Raw genomic sequence first — 16,374 nt, 5'->3', positions numbered from 1 at the left:
CCGAGCGGCGCGCCCGCGGACGCTTCGCCGGTCGGTCGACGGACCGGCCCGGGCGCGTCGCGGGGCGGTCGACGGGCCGGGCCGAGCGGCGCGCCCGCGGACGCTTCGCCGGCCGGTCGACGGACCGGCCCGGACGCGTCGCGGGGCGGTCGACGGGCCGGCCCGGGCGCATCCGATCGGGGTCGACGGGCCGGGCCGAGCGGCACGCCGGCGGGCGCGTCGCGGGGCGGTCGACGGGCCGGCGGGCGGCCGACCGGGTCGGCGGCGGCCGCCGCGACCTCCGGGTCGTGCGGTCGTGAGCCGCCGGTGACGAGCGGCGCGCCCGTCGGGGCGGGGCGGGGCGGGTGCGGGGCCGGTGGCTGAGCGGTCGATCCTGCACGTCGACATGGACGCCTTCTACGTCGCCGTCGAGGTGCTGGACGACCCGTCGCTGCGGGGCAAGGCCGTCGTCGTCGGCGGGGCCGGCGCCCGTGGGGTGGTGGCGGCCGCCTCGTACGAGGCCCGCCGCTACGGCGTCCACTCGGCCATGCCGTCCACGCGCGCCCGGCGCCTCTGCCCGCACGCCGTGTTCCTCCCCGGGCGCCACTGGCGCTACCAGGAGGTGAGCGAGCGCGCCTTCGCGCTGTTCCGGTCGTTCACGCCCCTGGTCGAGGGCATCTCGCTCGACGAGGCCTTCCTCGACGTCACCGGCGCCATCCGCCTGTTCGGCCCGGCGCCGACGATCGCCCACCAGCTGCGCGAACGGGTCCAGGCCGAGCTCGGCCTCACGTGCTCGGTCGGCGTGGCCCCCAACAAGCACCTGGCCAAGCTGGCGTCCGAGGCGGCCAAGCCGAGGGCCAGCCTCCAGGGCATCGAGCCCGGCCTCGGGGTGAAGGTGGTCGAGCCGGGGGAGGAGGTCGCCTTCCTCCACCCGCTGCCCGTCGGCGCCCTGTGGGGGGTCGGGCCGGTCACCCGGACCAAGCTGGAGCGGCTCGGCGTGCGGACGGTCGCCGACCTCGCCGCGCTGCCCGTCGCCACCGTCGTCGCCGCGCTCGGCGACGCCGTCGGCCGCCACCTGCACGCCCTGTCCTGGGCGAGGGACGACCGCCCGGTCGTGCCCGACGCCGCCCCGAAGTCCGTCGGCCACGAGGAGACCTTCCCGGCGGACCACCACGAGCTCGACACCCTCCGGCGGGAGGCGGTCAGGATGGCCGACGCCGTCGCCGCCCGCCTGCGGTCGGCCAACCTGGTGGGCCGCACCGTGCAGATCAAGGTGCGCTTCTCGGACTTCCACACGATCACCCGGGCCGTCACCCTCGCCGCGCCGGTCGACGATGGGCCGTCGGTGGCCAGGGCGGCGAAGGACCTCCTCGGCTCGATCGACCCCGCGCAGGGGGTGCGGCTGCTCGGCGTGAGCGTCAGCGGCCTGGCCGACGGGGGCACCCGGCAGCTGACCCTGGACGACGCCGCCAAGGCCGGCTGGGACGAGGCGAGCGGCGCCGTCGACGCCATCCGCTCCCGCTTCGGGTCGGCCGCGATCGGGCCAGCGGCGGTGGTCGGGCCGGACGGGCTGCGGGTCAAGCGGCGCGGTGACCAGCAGTGGGGGCCGGGTTCGGGCGAGGGCCCGACCGGGAATGCACGACGCTAAGGTCCGCGTTGTTGGTGCCGAGGGATCGTGGGAAGATGACCGGACCCGGGTGCCGGCCCGGACTCTCCGAGGCGTGAGGGGTAGGAAGCGTGCCGCTTTCCGAGGACGAGCAGCGCATCCTCCAGCAGATCGAGCAGCAGTTCTACGAGAGCGACCCGGCGTTCGCGCGCGAAGTCGGCTCGACCACGGTCTTCACCCACGCCTTCCGGAACCTGAAGTGGGCGACCGCCGGCTTCCTCGCCGGGGTCGTCATCATGATCTGGGGCCTCGCCGTCTGGTTCGGCATCGCCTTCGGCGGCTTCCTCGTCATGCTGGCCTCGGCCCTGGTCTTCGAGCGCAACGCCCGCCGCCTCGGCAGAGCCGGGATGGAGCAGATGACGGCGTCGTTCCGCGCCGCCGGCCTCCGCGACTACTTCGGCAGCACCGGCAAGAAGATGCGCGAGCGCTTCCGCCGCGACGACCAGTAGCGCCCGCCCCGCCGCCTCCTCGCACCTCGCGTCCCTCCGCCCTTCCTGCATGATCGCCGCGTCGCGCCCACGCGGAGCGCGCGCCACCTGACGACGAGGCGCACGGCCGCCGCCGCCCGGCGCGCCAGCGGGCGACGTCAGCGCCGGACGCCCGAGCGGCCGCCCCGACCGCGAGCGACGCACCGGACTCCTGACGCCCGAGCGGCCGCCCCGACCGCGAGCGACGCACCGGACGCCTGACGGACGAGCAACGGAGGGGCGGCGACGCTCCGTCGGCTGGCCTGGGCCTCCCGCCGCGATGGCGGCGCCCGGCCTCGCGCCCGGCCCGAGCGACGTCCGGCCGGGCGGCCCCCCGTCGGCTGGCGTCGACGTCCCGCCCGGCCGCGGTCGTCGGCTGGTGTCGACGTCCCGCCCGGCCCGCCGCCGTCGGCTGGTCGCGGCCTCCCGCCCGCCGGCGACCGTCCGCCGCCGGGGTCAGGCCGCGTGGGTGGCGGAGCGGTCGGCGATGCGGAGGCGGGGGCGGCGGTCGGGGAGGAGCGGCCGGGGGTCGAGCCACCAGCGCCAGCGCCGGCCCCGGCCGGCCTGCTCGTCGACCTCGCCGACCAGGCGGCGGCCGACGGCGTCGGCCTCCTCGGCCTGCTCGTCGGTCGCCCCGCCCGGGGCGAAGTCCGCCGCCGTGGCCAGCGACGCCAGGGTCGTCAGGTGGTCCGCCCCGTCCCGCCGCAGGGTGCCGGCCGCCCGCGCCGCGAACTCCCGGTGGGTCTCGGCCGGCCTGGCCCGCACGCCGAGCATCGTCAGCCGCTCCTCGGCCGCCTGCCACGCCGCCAGCACCTGCTCGCTGGCCGTGCCCGCCCGCCGCCGGCGGACCCGCGTGCGCACCGCCCGGGCCAGCGGCACGACGACGGCCCACAGCAGGGCGCCCAGCACCACGGCCAGCACCACCCACCGGGCCCACGACCACACCCGGTCGACGAGAGAGGGCGCGGCGTCGGCCAGCGGGGTCGGGCTCGACGTGCTGCCGTCCCCGAAGGACTCGTCGGGCAGGAGGTCCCTGGCGATGCTCGTGGTCGGCCCGCCGGTCGTGGTCGGCGTGGTCGTCGTGGCGCTGGCCGGGTCCTGGGGATCGGCCTGCTGCTCGGGCACGCCCGTCCACACCTCGGCGCCCGGTGCGCCCCGGCCCGGGGTCGGCTCGAACGGCACCCACCCGATCCCGACGAAGTACACCTCGGGCCAGGCGTGCGCGTTCAGCCCCCGCACCGTGAACACGCCGGGCTCCTCCTCCTCGCCCGGCGTGAACCCGACCGCCACCCGGGCCGGCAGCCCGAGGTAGCGGGCCATCGCCGCGTACGTGCCGGCGAACTGCTCGCAGTAGCCCCGCTTCTCGGTGAGGAAGCGGTCGATGGCCGCCTCGTCGTGCCCGGGCCGGACCTGGAGGTCGTAGGTGAAGTTGCCGTTGCGGAAGTAGTCCTGGAGCAGCAGCGCCGTCTGGTACGGGGTCGGCTGCCGGTTCAGCCGGTTCACGATCCGGCCGGCCTCGGTGGCGGCCACCGGGCTGAAGTCGGGCGGCAGGGCCGTGTAGCGGCGGAGCAGGTCGGCCGGCGCCCGGCCGCTGGCGGAGGCCAGCGCCTCCTGGTCGAACACCGGCAGGGTGGACTCGACGACGTAGTCGACGCCGTCAGAGGTGGGCCGGTCCGTGTCGACGATCAGGGTGGCCGACTCGGGGTCGTAGCGGAGGTCGGCGGTGGCGTCGTCGACGGCGACGGGCGCGTACGCGGCCGGCGCCCAGATGCTCTCGAGGCCGGTGACCGAGAACTGCTGGCGCACCCGCTCTTCGTCGGCGGCGCCGGCGACGGTGCCGGGCAGCTGGCCGTCGGCCTTGTCGAACTCCCGCTCGGAGGACCAGATGCGGCCGTCGAACTCGTCGAGGGCGGTCAGCCGCCAGTAGGACCGGGCCGGGCTGCGCACGGTGAACACCACCGTGTCCTCCCTCGCCACCAGGCGGGAGCGGATGTCGACGAGCGGGCTGATCGTGACCCGGGCGCCGCCGTCGCCGCTGCCCTTCCAGTCGAGCAGCGCCGGCCGGGCGGCGCCGGGCAGGGCGGGGCCGACGACCAGGCCGGCGACGAGCGCGACCCCGGCCAGCCCGCCGCCGACCAGGATCAGCGACCGGGCGCCGGCCCTCGGGTCGCTCGCCAGCCAGCTCGTGCCCCGCTCCTGGCGGGCCACCCGGTGGACGAGCACGAACAGCAGGGCGGCGCCGAGCCAGGCGGCGGTGGCGGTCGTCCGCTGCCGGTCGGTGCCGAGCAGGCAGGTGAAGCCGAACAGGGTGGCCGACGGCACGATCGCCTCGACCGGCGTCCACAGCCGGAAGGCGGCCCAGTCGGCGAGGAAGGCGGCGGCCCAGGCGGCGGCTGCGCCGGCCAGCACGAACCCGGGCTCGGCCGGCGCGGGCGCGGCGACCTCCTTGAACATCGCCCAGGCGTCGGCCAGGTCGGCCCGGACGGCAGACCACGTGCCGGCCCACGGGATGCCGTAGGCGGTGGTGTCGCCGTAGAGCAGCCAGGACAGGACGAGGGCGGCGCCGACGGCCGACACGAGCGCCGACCGGCCGACCCCCCAGCCCCGCCGCCGGCACACGGCGGCGAGCAGGGCGGACATCAGCGGCGCGACGAGGCAGGGCACCGCCCAGCCGCCGCCGTCGTCGAACAGGCGGGCGAACCCGGCGACGGCCGCGACCGGCATGGCCAGCGCGGCCAGCTCGGCCAGGGTGAGGAGGTCGTGGCGGCGGGTGCTCACACCGGCACCGCCTTGGTGACGCGCGGCGCCGGGCGACGGCGCATGACCCGGTTCCAGGCGTCGGCGAACGCGAGGTCGCCGGTGACCCGGACGACGTTGCCCGCCCCGGGCGACGGCTGCACCTGGCCGCCCGACCGGCTGCCCCACGAGGAGGGCTCGAAGAGCACGGTGGTGAGCGAGCCGAAGCGCCGCCGCAGGTGGGCCACGGCCGGCAGCTCGACGGCGGGCGCGCCGGCGAGGATCACCACGAGCGCGCCGCCGCCCTCGGAGCGGGTGAGCGCGTCGAGCACGCCCCTGAGCGTGCCGGCGGCGGTCGGCGGGACCGTCGCGAGGTGCTCCATGATCGCCTCGACGTGGGCCGAGCCGGCGCCGAACCCGCTGTCGGTCCCGTCGGTGGTGACGAGGCGGACGAGGTCGCGCCGGTTCCACGACGCGGTGACCACGCTGGCCGCCGCCGACACCGCCAGCTCGAGGGAGTCGGCCGTGTGGGTGGTGCGGCGGACGTCGAGGAGGATGGTCGCCCGCCCCTGCCAGGGCAGCTCGTCCTGGCGGACGAGGAGCTCGTCCCGGCGGGCGGTGGACGGCCAGTGGACCCGGCGCAGGTCGTCGCCGACGACGTAGGGCCGCAGCGCGTAGAAGTCCTCGCCGGTGCGGCCGAGGGCGTTCGGGTGCTCGGCGCCGGCGTGGGGGTCGTGCCCGCTCGTGAACGGGATCGGGACGACGTCGTCGACCCGGGGGTAGACGGTGAGCTCCGTGGCCGTGGCCGCCGCCGTGGCCAGGGCGGCCAGCCCGAACGGGTCGGTGACGACCACGTCGAGCGGGCCGACGGTGAGCACCCCCCGGCGCTCGGTCGGCAGCCGGTACGCGGCCCTCGCCGACTCGCCGGGCCGCAGCGGGGCGAGGAGCAGGTCGGCGCCGGCCGTGCCCGTCACCGGGTCCCTGAGGTGGAGGACGGGCGTGCGCCGGCCGCCGGCGTTGCGCACCTGGAGCTCGACCCGCGACGGCGTGCCGGCGTGCACCCGCGGCGGGTGCAGCTCCCTGGCGACCTCGAGGCGCAGGCGGGCGAGGCCGACCCGGACGGCGGCCAGCACCACGAGCCCGGCGCCGACCGTGCCGGCGACGAACAGCTCCGGCGCGCCGAGCAGGCGCCCGACGACGAGCGCGACCAGCGCCCCGCCGGCCAGGAGCCAGCCGGTCCTCGTCAGCACGGCGTGGCCGCCTAGGCCGTCCGGCCGCTGGGCACGGGCACCGACCGCAGCACGTCCCGCAGCACGTCGTTGGCGGTCGTCCCCTGGAGCTGGGCCTCCGGGGTCACCAGCAGGCGGTGGGCCAGCACCGGCTCGGCCACCGCCTTGAGGTCGTCGGGCACCACGTAGTTGCGCCCGCCGGCGGCCGCCCTCGCCCGTCCCACCCGCAGCACGCTGAGCGTGGCCCGCGGCGACATGCCGAGCGCGAGGGCAGGGTGCCGGCGGGTGGCGTCGGCCAGGTCGACCAGGTAGCCCTTCAGCGCGGGCGCCACGTGGACGGTCCGCACGACGTCGGCCATCCCCTGCACGTCCTCGCCGGTGACGACCGGGCCGATGTCGACGAGCGTGTCGTGGTCGCCGTGGGTGTCGAGCACCTCGATCTCGGCGTCCCGCTGCGGGTACCCGACCGAGATCCGCATGAGGAACCGGTCGAGCTGGCTCTCGGGCAGCGGGTAGGTGCCCTCGTGCTCGATCGGGTTCTGGGTGGCGATGACCATGAACGGCGGGGGCAGCGGGTAGGTCGCCCGCTCCACGGTCACCTGGCGCTCCTGCATGGCCTCGAGCAGGGCCGACTGGGTCTTCGGCGACGCCCGGTTGATCTCGTCGCCGAGCACGATGTTGGCGAACACCGGGCCGGGCCGGAACTCGAACTCGCCGTTCGCCCGGTTCCACACGGTGACGCCGATGACGTCGGACGGCAACAGGTCGGGGGTGAACTGCACCCGCCCCCACGAGCAGTCGACCGACGTGGCGAGCGCCTTGGCGAGGCTCGTCTTGCCGACGCCGGGCACGTCCTCGATCAGCAGGTGGCCCTCGGCGACCATGCAGAGCAGGACGAGCTCGATCACGTCCCGCTTGCCCTGGATCACCCGTTCGATGTTGTCGGCGACGGCGCCGAAGAGGTCCGAGAACGTCCTCGGCAGCGTGGCCGTCTCCTGCCTCGCCACAGGTGGCGCGTCCTTTCTCTGGTGCCGGCGTGGCGGGCGTTCGGGGGACGGACTGGCCCGACCGGCGCTGTCGGTGCCCGACAAGCCTACGGCGCCCGACCGCCGACGGGGGGGCGGGTACGGTTCGCCCGTGCCGACCGTCCTCGCCGTCGACATCGGCGGCACGAAGCTGGCGGCCGGCGTGGTCGACGAGGACGGCGCCCTGCTCCGGCGGGCGGCCGCGCCGACGCCGAGGGGCACCGATCCCGAGGCCCTGTTCGCCGCCCTCCTCGCCGTCGTCGGCGCCGTCCGGGCCGGCGACGAGGTCGTGTGCGGCGTGGGCACGGGCGGGCCGATGACCCCCGGGGGCGAGACCGTGTCGCCGCTCAACATCCCGGCCTGGCGGGGCTTCCCGCTGCGCCGCCGGCTGGCCGACGCCGTGGCCCTGCCCACCCACGTCGACAACGACGCCAAGGCGCTGGCCCTCGGCGAGGGGTGGCGGGGCGCCGCCAGGGGCGAGCGCCACTTCATCGCCATGGTCGTGTCGACGGGCGTGGGCGGCGGCATCGTGCTCGACGGCCGCCTGCTCGACGGGGCCGGCGGCAACGCCGGCCACATCGGGCACGTGATCGTCGAGCCCGACGGGCGGGTGTGCGGCTGCGGGGCGAGGGGGTGCCTCGAGGCCGAGGCGTCGGGCACCGGGATCCTCGGCGCCACCGGCCGGCCGGCCAGCGAGGCCGGGCCCGAGGTGGCCGTGCGCACGGGCACGCTGGTCGGGCGGGCCGTGGCCTCGGTGGCCAACCTGCTCGACCTGCGCCTCGCCGTCGTCGCCGGGTCGGTGGCGCTCGGGTTCGGCGAGCCGTTCTTCGCCGCCGCCCAGGCCGAGCTGGACGCCCGCAGCCGCCTCGACTTCTCGGCCGGCGCCCGCATCGTGCCGGCCGGGCTGGGCGACGCCGGGCCGCTGGTGGGCGCGGCCGCCGTCGGCTGGCGGGGCACCGGCCTGGCCGTGCTCGGCGGATGACGCCAGCGCTGGCCCGGCTGCTCGTCGCCTGGGCGCTGGTGGCCGGCGCGCTGCGGCTGACGGTCGCCGCGCCCGAGGACTGCGGTGCCGCCCCGACCCCGGCCCGGCTGCGGGCGGCGGCGGCCGCCGGCGCGGCGTGGATCGCCGCCAACACGAGGCCGGACGGCTCCTACCTCTACGAGTGGCACGTCGGGGAGGGGGCCGGCCCCGCCTACAACGTCGTGCGCCACGCCGGGGTCACCCTGGCCCTGTACCGCGCCGGGCTCGTGGAGGACGGCGACCGCGGCCTCGACTGGCTGCGGGAGCGGGTGAGCGACCGGCACGGGTGGGCCGCGGTGGAGGACGGGGCGTTCGCCCCGCTCGGCGCCACCGCCCTGGCCGTGGCCGCCCTGGCCGAGCGGCGGGCGGCGACCGGCGACCGGTCCGACGACGGGCTGCTGCGCGACCTGGGCTCGTTCCTCGTCGCCCTCCAGCGCGACGACGGCGGCTGGCCGCTCGGCTGGGACCTCGGCGCCGACCGGCCCCAGCCGGGCACCTCGCGCTACTACCCGGGCGAGGCGACGTGGGCCCTGGCCCGCCTGGCCGCCGCCTTCCCGGGCGAGGGATGGGACGGGCCGGCCCGCCGGGGCGCGGCCTACGTCGCCCTGCGCCGCGACGACGTCGAGGCGGTCGAGTTCCCGCCGCTCAACGACCACTGGGGCGCGTACGCGCTGGCCGAGCTGGCGGCCGCCGGGCCGTTGCCCGACGCGTGGCTGGACTACGCCCGGCTGCTGCACGGGCGCTTCGACCTGCTCGTGCGGTCCCAGGCCCGCCAGCGCCCGTCCGGCCCGGCGTCGGTGCTGCACGGCCCGCCCCGCCGGGCCGCCGCGCTCGGCACGTGGGTCGAGGGCGAGGCCGCGCTGTGGCGGCTGGCCCGGGCCGAGCCCCGCCTGGCCGACCTCGCGCCCGCTTTGCTCGCCACCGCCGCGTGCGGCGCCGGCCTGCTCGTCGACCGCCAGACAGCCGGCGGCCCGGTGGAGGAGGACGGGGCCTGGGTGACGGGCGGGGTGACGAGGAACGACGACCAGCAGCACGCCGTCGCCGGCCTGCTGGCCACCGCCGACGCCCTCGAGGCGCCGGGGTGACGGTCGTGCGGGCGGCGGTCGTGCTCGCCCTGGTGATGAACGGGGCGGCGGCGGTGGCCGTCACGGGCCGGCTGGCCCCGGGGGGCGACGGCCGGCGCCGGCTCCTCGTCGGGGCCGGCGCGCTGGCCGCCGCGCTGCTGGCCGGGGCGGCCGCCGTGTCGGGGCCGGTCCGCGACGCGCTGGACGTCGGCGTCCCCAGCACCCAGATCTCGGCCGGCGCGCTCGTCGCCGTGGGCGCCGTGCTCGTGCTCGTGGAGGGGTCGTGGGGCGACGTGGTCGCCGACGGCGCGGCCGCCCGGCCCCGCCGCGGGCTGGTCGTGCCCCTCACCCTCCCGGTGCTGGCCGGGCCCGGGCCGCTCGCCGTGGCCGTGGCCCTGGCCGGGCGGTGGGGGACGGCCACCGCGGTCGTCGCCGTCGCCCTCGCCGCCGCCGCCACGGTCGTCCTGGCCGCCGCCCTCGACCGGGTGGGCGCCCGCCACCCGTGGGCCCCGCCGCTGGCCGCCCGGCTGGTGGCCGCCGGGGCCGTCGCCGCCGCCGTCGAGCTGGCGGTCGACGGCGTGCTCGGCGTCTGAGGCCGGTCAGGCGACGGTGCAGGCCGGGGTCGGGGCGAGGTCGACGACGTAGGCCGGGCCGAGGCCGCCGTCGCGGCGGTGGCGGCCGGCGCCGTCCGGGCGGAAGCCGGACCGCTCGTACAGGCGGATGGCCCGGTCGTAGCGGTCCCTGGTCAGCAGGCGCACCTGCCGGAGGCCGGCGGAGCGGGCGGCGTCGAGCACGGCGTCGAGCAGGCCCCGGCCCACGCCGGCGCCGCGGCAGTCGGACAGGAGGAACAGCTTCCGCAGCTCGCCGCAGCCGTCGTCGTGCACGGCGAGGGCGGCCGTGCCGACCACCCGGTCGCCGTCGACGGCGACGAAGAACGAGTGGAACGACGCCTCGGGTCGGAGGAGGTCGGCGTCGGCGCCCAGCGGGTCGAACGGGAGGCCGTGCTCGCGCAGCACGCGCTCGGCCACGGTGGCGGCGGCGTGGGCGTCGGCGTCGGTCCCCCTGCGCACGTGCATGGCGGCCATCGTCGCATAGACATGCATTAAATCGCTAGCTCATGACAGACTCAGCTTGCATAGATACAGTAACAGGATGCATACTCTCCGCTCGTGGCCATGAGCGTCGGCGTCGTCGGGGCGTCCGGGTACGCCGGCGCCGAGCTGCTCCGCCTGCTCGCCGCCCACCCGGACCTGCACGTGGCGTGGGCCGCGGCCGCGTCCGCGGCCGGCACGGCGGTGGCCGACCGCTACCCGGGGCTCGCCCCGGCCTACGGCGACCTCGCCTTCCGGGCCACCGACGAGGCGCTCGACGAGGGCGCCGACGTGGTGTTCTGCGCGCTGCCTCACGGCGAGTCGGCCGGGGTGGCCCTCGCCGCCGCGGCGGCCGGCGCCGTGGTGTGCGACCTGTCGGCCGACTTCCGCCTGCTCGACCCGGCCGCCTACCCGGCCTGGTACGGCGCCGACCACCCGGCGCCGGGCGAGCTCGGGGCGTGGGCCTACGGCCTGCCCGAGCTCCACCGGGACGAGCTGCGGGGGGCGAGGAAGGTGGCCGTGCCCGGCTGCTACCCGACGGCCGCCGTCCTCGCCCTCGCGCCGGCGCTGGCCGCCGGGCTGGTGGCGCCGGACGGCATCGTCGTGGACGCCAAGTCCGGCGTGTCGGGCGCCGGGCGGTCGCCGGCCGACGCCACCCTGTTCGCCCAGGCCAACGAGAGCGTCCGCCCGTACGGCGCCCCGTCGCACCGGCACACCCCGGAGATCGAGCAGGAGCTGTCGCGGGTGGCCGGCCGCCCGCTCGTCGTCACGTTCACCCCCCACCTCGTGCCGATGACGAGGGGCGAGCTGGTCACCTGCTACGCCACCCTGGTCGACGGCGCCGACCAGGCCGCCGTCGACGCCTGCTACCGCGCCGCCTACGCGTCCGAGCCGTTCGTCGACCCGCTCCCCGCCGGCACCTGGCCGGCGACGCGGTCGGTGGCCGGGACGAACCGGGCCCTCGTCGGCGCCACCGTCGACGCCAGGGCCGGGCGGCTCGTGGTGGCGGCGGCGATCGACAACCTCGGCAAGGGCGCCGCCGGCCAGGCCGTGCAGTGCGCCAACCTGGCCGTCGGGCTCCCCGAGACGGCCGGCCTCGACCACCTGGCGCCGGGCCCGTGACCGGCACGGTGGTCGTGAAGTGGGGCGGCGCCGCCCTCGACGGCGGCCAGGTCGACGACCTGGCCGACGACGTCGCCCACCTCCACGCGAGGGGGGTCGAGGTCGTCGTCGTGCACGGCGGCGGGCCGGAGGTGTCGCGGGCCATGCGGGCGCTCGGCACCGAGCCGGTGTTCGTCGACGGCCACCGGGTGACCGACGCGGCGGCCGTGGAGGTCGTCCGCATGGTGCTCGTCGGCAAGGTCAACCAGTCCCTGGTCGGCGCGCTCAACCGGCGGGGCCGGCTGGCCGTCGGCCTCTCCGGCCAGGACGGCCTCCTCGTGCAGGCCCGGCCCCGGGTCGACCCGGCCGGGCGGGACCTGGGCTTCGTCGGCGACGTCGACACGGTCGACCCGACCGCCCTGCGGGCCGTGACCGGTGCCGGCATGGTGCCGGTCGTCGCGCCGGTGGCGGCCGGGCCGGGCGGCGGTCCCTGGAACGTGAACGCCGACTCGGTCGCCGCCGCCGTCGCCGTCGAGGTCGGCGCGGCGGCGCTCGTGCTCATGACCGACGTGCCCGGCCTGCTCGACGACCCGGCCGACCCGTCCACCGTCGTCGGGCGGGTGACGGCGGCCGACCTCGAGGCCCGGCTGGCGGCCGGGCGGCTGGCCGGCGGGATGGTGCCCAAGGTGCGGGCCGCGGTCACCGCCGTGCGGGGCGGCGTCGGCGTGGCGAGGATCGTCGACGGCCGGCCGCCCCACGCCCTGCTCGACGCGGTGGCCGGCACGTCGGGGACCACCGTGGAGCCGGGGCCGTGACGTCGGTGATCGACCGGGCCCAGGCCGTGCTGTGGCCGACCTACCGCCGCCCGCCGGCCGAGTTCGTGCGGGGCGAGGGCGTCCGGCTGTGGGACGCCGACGGCCGCGAGCACCTCGACTTCCTGAGCGGCATCGCCGTCGTCGCCGCCGGCCACGCCCACCCGGCCGTAGTCGCCGCCGTCACCGCCCAGGTGGGCGCGCTCGGCCACACGTCGAACCTGTTCGCCACCGAGCCGGCCGTCGCCCTGGCCGAGCGCCTGGTCGCCCGCTTCGGCGGCCGGGCCCGCGTGTTCCTGTCGAGCTCGGGCGCCGAGGCCAACGAGGCGGCCATCAAGCTGGCCCGCCGGTGGGGCTCGGTGACGAAGGGGGCGACCGGCATCGTCGCCGCCGACGGCGGCTTCCACGGCCGCACGCTCGGCGCCCTCGCGGCGACGGGCAAGCCGGCCATCCGCGACCCGTTCGGCCCGCTGCCGCCCGGCTTCGCCCACGTGCCCTACGGCGACGCCGACGCCCTCGCCGCCGCCGTCGGCCCGGGCACGGCGGCCGTCCTGCTCGAGCCGGTGCAGGGCGAGGCCGGCGTGGTCGTCCCGCCGCCCGGCTACCTCGCCGCCGCCAGGGAGATCACCGCCGCGGCCGGCGCCCTGCTCGTGCTGGACGAGGTGCAGTCCGGCGTCGGGCGCACCGGCCGGTTCTTCGCCGCCGAGCACGAGGGCGTGCGGCCCGACGTCGTCACCCTGGCCAAGGCGCTCGGCAACGGGCTGCCGGTGGGGGCGACGATCGCCGACGAGGACGTCGCCGCCGTGCTCGTGCCCGGCGACCACGGGTCGACGTTCGCCGGCGGCCCGGTGGCCTGCGCGGCGGCGCTGGCCGTGCTCGACGTGGTCGAGCCGCGACTCCGGGACGGCCACGTCGAGGCCGTCGGCCGCCGGCTCGGCGACGGCCTCGTGGCGCTGGCCGACCGGGCCGGCGGCGGCGCCCTGGCGCGCGGGCTCGGGCTGTGGTGGGCGCTCGACCTCGGTGCCGGGTCGGTGCCGGCCGCCGACGTCGCCATCGCCGCCCTGGCCCACGGCGTGGTCGTCAACGCGGTCACGGCGACGGCCGTCCGGCTGGCGCCGCCGCTCGTCGTCACCGCGGCCGAGGTGGACGAGGCGCTCGCCCGCCTGGGCGCGGCGCTCGTGGAGGTGGGCGTGTGTCGCTGAAGCCGGCCCGGCAGCGGGCCCTCGCCGAGCTGCTCCGCCGGGCCACGGTGACCAGCCAGGCCGAGCTGCGCGACCTGCTGGCCGAGGAGGGCTACGAGGCCACCCAGGCCACGCTCAGCCGCGACCTGGTCGAGATCGGGGCCGTGAAGGTGCGGGCCGGGGACGGCCGCCTCGTCTACGCCCTGCCCGACGCCGGCGGGCCGCCGGCCGGGCTCGAGGAGGTCCGCCGGGCGCTGGACCTCGCCATGGTGTCGATGGTCCCGACCGGGAACCTCCTCGTGATCCGCACGCCGCCCGGGCACGCCAACGTCCTCGCGTCGGCGCTCGACCGGGCCCGCCTCCCGGCCATCGTCGGGACGGTGGCGGGCGACGACACCGTCCTCGTCGTGTGCGCCGAGCGGACGCCGGCGAAGGCCGTCGCCCGCCGCCTCCAGGACCTGATCGACCGACGACCCGTGAGGGAGACGACATGAACGACCGCCTCGTGGTGCTGGCCTACTCCGGCGGCCTCGACACCACCGTCGCCGTCCACCGCCTGACCAACGAGGACGGCTGGGACGTCGTCGCCCTCCTCGCCGACGTCGGCCAGGGCGAGGACCTGGAGGCGCTGGCCAAGCGGGCGATGGCGGCCGGCGCGGTGGACGCCGTCGTCGTCGACGCCACCGGGCGATTCGCGGCCGAGATGCTCGCCCCCGCGCTGGCCGCCAACGCCCTGTACGAGGGCAAGTACCCGCTCGTCTCCTCGCTGTCCCGGCCGCTGATCGCCCGCCTGCTCGTCGAGGAGGCCAGGCGGCGGGGCGCGGGGGCGGTCGCCCACGGCTGCACGGGCAAGGGCAACGACCAGGTGCGCTTCGAGGTCAGCTGCGGGGCGCTGGCCCCCGACCTGCGGGTGCTGGCCCCGGTGCGGGACTGGCACGCCAGCCGCCCCGAGGCGATCGCCTACGCCGGCGACCACGGCCTCGACCTCGGCTGGATCTCGCAGCGGTCGCCGTACTCGGTCGACCAGAACCTGTGGGGGCGCACCATCGAAGCGGGGGCGCTGGAGGACCCGTGGGTGGCGCCGCCCGAGGACGCCTTCGCCTGGACGGCGGCGCCCGGCTCGGTCACCGGCGCGCCGGTCGACGTCGTCGTCGCCTTCGAGCGCGGGGTGCCGGTGGCCGTCGACGGCGAGCCGTGCGACCTGGCCGGTGCCGTCGAGCGGCTCAACCGGGTGGCCGGCGCCGTCGGCTACGGCCGGGTCGACATGCTGGAGAACCGCCGCGTCGGCATCAAGAGCCGCGAGGTCTACGAGGTGCCGGGCGCGCTGGCGCTGATCACCGCCCACCGCGACCTCGAGGACCTCGTGCTCGACCGGGAGGTGCTCCACGAGAAGGCCAGGCTCGAGGTGCGCTACGCCGAGCTCGTGTACGACGGCCTCTGGTACTCGCCGCTGCGGGCCGCCCTCGACGCGTTCGTGGCCGAGACCCAGCAGGTGGTGACCGGCGAGGTGCGGCTGACGGCCGGCCCCGGCCACGTGCGGGTGACCGGCCGCCGGTCGCCGAACGCGCTCTACCAGCCGGCGCTCGCCACCTACGGGGACGACGACCGCTTCGACCAGGCCGCCGGCGGCGCCTTCACCGCGCTGTGGGGGCTGCCCGTGCGGACGTGGGCCGCCGTGCACGGCCGCCCGTCGTAGGGGTCGCCTACGCTCGCCCGGTGGACCCGACGTACCCGCCCGAGGCCGAGGCCCACCGGGAGAAGATCCAGGCGTTCCTCGCCGAGCACCTGCCGCCCGGGTGGCAGGGGATGGGCGCGCTCCCGCCCGACGAGGTGCCGGCCTTCCGCGAGTCGTGGCGCCGGGTGCTGGCCGGCAACGGGCTGCTCGCCCCCTCGTGGCCGCAGGCCTACGGCGGTGCCGGGCTGACGGCGCTGGAGCAGGTGGTGACGGCCGAGGAGTTCGCCAAGGCGGGCGTGCCGACGGGCGGGCCGAACGACGTCTTCGGCATCCAGATGGTCGGCAACACGCTGCTGCGGTGGGGGACCGAGGAGCAGAAGCGCCACTTCCTGCCCCGGATCCTGTCGGGCGAGGACCGGTGGTGCCAGGGCTACTCGGAGCCGGACGCCGGGTCCGACCTCGCCAACCTCGGCTGCCGGGCCGTGCTCGACGGCGACGAGTGGGTGGTCGACGGGCAGAAGATCTGGACCTCGGCCGGCCACCTGGCCAACTGGATCTTCGTGCTGGCGAGGACGGACCCGGACGCGCCGAAGCACCGCGGGATCACGTTCCTGCTGGTGCCGATGGACCAGCCCGGCGTGGAGGTCCGCCCCATCCGCATGATGTCGGGGCCGTCGGAGTTCAACGAGGTCTTCTTCACCGGCGCCCGCACGGCGAGGGAGCACGTGGTCGGCGAGGTGGACGGCGGCTGGGCCGTCGCCATGACCCTCCTCGGCTACGAGCGGGGCGAGGCCGCCGCCACCACGCCCATCCTGTTCAGGGGCGAGCTCGACCGGCTCGTCGCCCTCGTACGGGAGCGGGGCCTGGCCGGCGACCCGGTCATCCGCCAGCGCCTGGCCTGGTGCCACTCGAAGGTCGAGGTCATGCGCTTCCTCGGCCTCCGGGCCCTCACCCGGTTCCTCGCCGGGCAGCACCCCGGGCCGGACGCGTCGATCTCCAAGCTGTTCTGGAGCGAGTACCACCAGGCCGTCACCGAGCTGGCCGTCGACGTGCTCGGCGCCGACGCCACCGTGCCGTCCGGGCGGGCGCCGACCAGCGCCTTCCAGGTCGACGACCCCGGCGCCCCGAACGACAGCGCCTCCTGGGTCGGCACCTTCCTCAACGCGAGGGCCGGCACCATCTACGCGGGCACGTCGCAGGTGCAGCGCAACATCGTGGGCGAGCTCGTGCTCGGGCTGCCGAAGGAGCCGAGGGCGGACGCGGGACCGTGGCGCGCCACCCGGACCGCCCCGGCCTGACCGTCGCCTGGGCGTGGCGGGCGGCGGCG

The 16,374-nt window shown here is 77.5% G+C and carries 15 protein-coding genes; 11 read left to right on the top strand and 4 right to left on the bottom strand.

Annotated elements, in window-relative coordinates; all coding sequences use genetic code 11:
- Positions 1-355: 355 nt before the first annotated feature.
- Positions 356-1,627 carry a DNA polymerase IV gene (locus VGB14_11985; protein HEX9993638.1) on the top strand — a complete coding sequence of 424 codons (1,272 nt, stop codon included), beginning with the start codon at positions 356-358 and terminating at the stop codon, positions 1,625-1,627.
- Positions 1,628-1,716: 89 nt separating this feature from the next.
- On the top strand, positions 1,717-2,094 hold the full coding sequence (locus VGB14_11980) for a DUF3040 domain-containing protein (GenBank protein HEX9993637.1): 378 nt from the start codon (positions 1,717-1,719) through the stop codon (positions 2,092-2,094).
- Between the two features lie 474 nt (positions 2,095-2,568).
- Here VGB14_11980 and VGB14_11975 read toward each other — a convergent pair whose 3' ends face one another.
- From VGB14_11975 to VGB14_11965, 3 genes are read right to left on the bottom strand one after another with little or no spacing between them, the layout of a single operon-like run.
- Positions 2,569-4,890, bottom strand: coding sequence for a DUF3488 and transglutaminase-like domain-containing protein (locus tag VGB14_11975; GenBank protein ID HEX9993636.1), 2,322 nt, complete (start codon positions 4,888-4,890; stop codon positions 2,569-2,571).
- Positions 4,887-6,098, bottom strand: coding sequence for a DUF58 domain-containing protein (locus tag VGB14_11970; GenBank protein HEX9993635.1), 1,212 nt, complete (start codon positions 6,096-6,098; stop codon positions 4,887-4,889). The genes VGB14_11975 and VGB14_11970 overlap by 4 nt, the downstream gene beginning before the upstream one ends.
- A gap of 11 nt (positions 6,099-6,109) precedes the next feature.
- Positions 6,110-7,084 (bottom strand): MoxR family ATPase, encoded by a 975-nt coding sequence (locus tag VGB14_11965; protein HEX9993634.1) that lies wholly within the window; start codon positions 7,082-7,084, stop codon positions 6,110-6,112.
- Positions 7,085-7,214: 130 nt separating this feature from the next.
- Between VGB14_11965 and VGB14_11960 the strand changes: the two genes are divergently transcribed.
- From VGB14_11960 to VGB14_11950, 3 genes are read left to right on the top strand one after another with little or no spacing between them, the layout of a single operon-like run.
- Entirely contained in the window at positions 7,215-8,084 is an 870-nt protein-coding gene (locus VGB14_11960) for an ROK family protein (GenBank protein ID HEX9993633.1), read from the top strand.
- The gene (locus tag VGB14_11955; protein HEX9993632.1) at positions 8,081-9,208 is read left to right on the top strand and encodes a hypothetical protein; all 1,128 of its coding nucleotides are present in this window, start codon (positions 8,081-8,083) and stop codon (positions 9,206-9,208) included. Before VGB14_11960 ends, VGB14_11955 begins: the two co-directional genes overlap by 4 nt.
- On the top strand, positions 9,205-9,780 hold the full coding sequence (locus VGB14_11950) for a MarC family protein (GenBank protein ID HEX9993631.1): 576 nt from the start codon (positions 9,205-9,207) through the stop codon (positions 9,778-9,780). The genes VGB14_11955 and VGB14_11950 overlap by 4 nt, the downstream gene beginning before the upstream one ends.
- 6 nt (positions 9,781-9,786) lie before the next feature.
- On the opposite strand, the gene VGB14_11945 is transcribed toward VGB14_11950, so the two are convergent.
- Positions 9,787-10,290 carry a GNAT family N-acetyltransferase gene (locus tag VGB14_11945; protein ID HEX9993630.1) on the bottom strand — a complete coding sequence of 168 codons (504 nt, stop codon included), beginning with the start codon at positions 10,288-10,290 and terminating at the stop codon, positions 9,787-9,789.
- Positions 10,291-10,362: 72 nt separating this feature from the next.
- Between VGB14_11945 and argC the strand changes: the two genes are divergently transcribed.
- The 6 genes from argC to VGB14_11915 are packed head-to-tail and all read left to right on the top strand — an operon-like array spanning position 10,363 to position 16,345.
- Positions 10,363-11,400, top strand: coding sequence for an N-acetyl-gamma-glutamyl-phosphate reductase (gene argC / locus VGB14_11940; protein ID HEX9993629.1), 1,038 nt, complete (start codon positions 10,363-10,365; stop codon positions 11,398-11,400).
- Positions 11,397-12,194: an acetylglutamate kinase gene (gene argB, locus VGB14_11935; protein ID HEX9993628.1), complete on the top strand. Its 798-nt coding sequence runs from the start codon at positions 11,397-11,399 to the stop codon at positions 12,192-12,194. Before argC ends, argB begins: the two co-directional genes overlap by 4 nt.
- Positions 12,191-13,393 carry an acetylornithine transaminase gene (locus VGB14_11930; protein HEX9993627.1) on the top strand — a complete coding sequence of 401 codons (1,203 nt, stop codon included), beginning with the start codon at positions 12,191-12,193 and terminating at the stop codon, positions 13,391-13,393. Before argB ends, VGB14_11930 begins: the two co-directional genes overlap by 4 nt.
- Entirely contained in the window at positions 13,384-13,866 is a 483-nt protein-coding gene (argR, locus tag VGB14_11925; GenBank protein HEX9993626.1) for an arginine repressor, read from the top strand. Before VGB14_11930 ends, argR begins: the two co-directional genes overlap by 10 nt.
- Positions 13,863-15,068 carry an argininosuccinate synthase gene (locus VGB14_11920; GenBank protein HEX9993625.1) on the top strand — a complete coding sequence of 402 codons (1,206 nt, stop codon included), beginning with the start codon at positions 13,863-13,865 and terminating at the stop codon, positions 15,066-15,068. Before argR ends, VGB14_11920 begins: the two co-directional genes overlap by 4 nt.
- Before the next feature lie 20 nt (positions 15,069-15,088).
- The gene (locus VGB14_11915; GenBank protein HEX9993624.1) at positions 15,089-16,345 is read left to right on the top strand and encodes an acyl-CoA dehydrogenase family protein; all 1,257 of its coding nucleotides are present in this window, start codon (positions 15,089-15,091) and stop codon (positions 16,343-16,345) included.
- The last annotated feature ends 29 nt before the right edge of the window (positions 16,346-16,374 follow it).

The organism is Acidimicrobiales bacterium (assembly GCA_036399815.1).
Taxonomy (GTDB): Bacteria; Actinomycetota; Acidimicrobiia; order Acidimicrobiales; family DASWMK01; genus DASWMK01.
The sequence above is the reverse complement of the archived record's forward strand: the minus strand, read 5'-3'. Positions and strand labels throughout refer to the sequence as shown.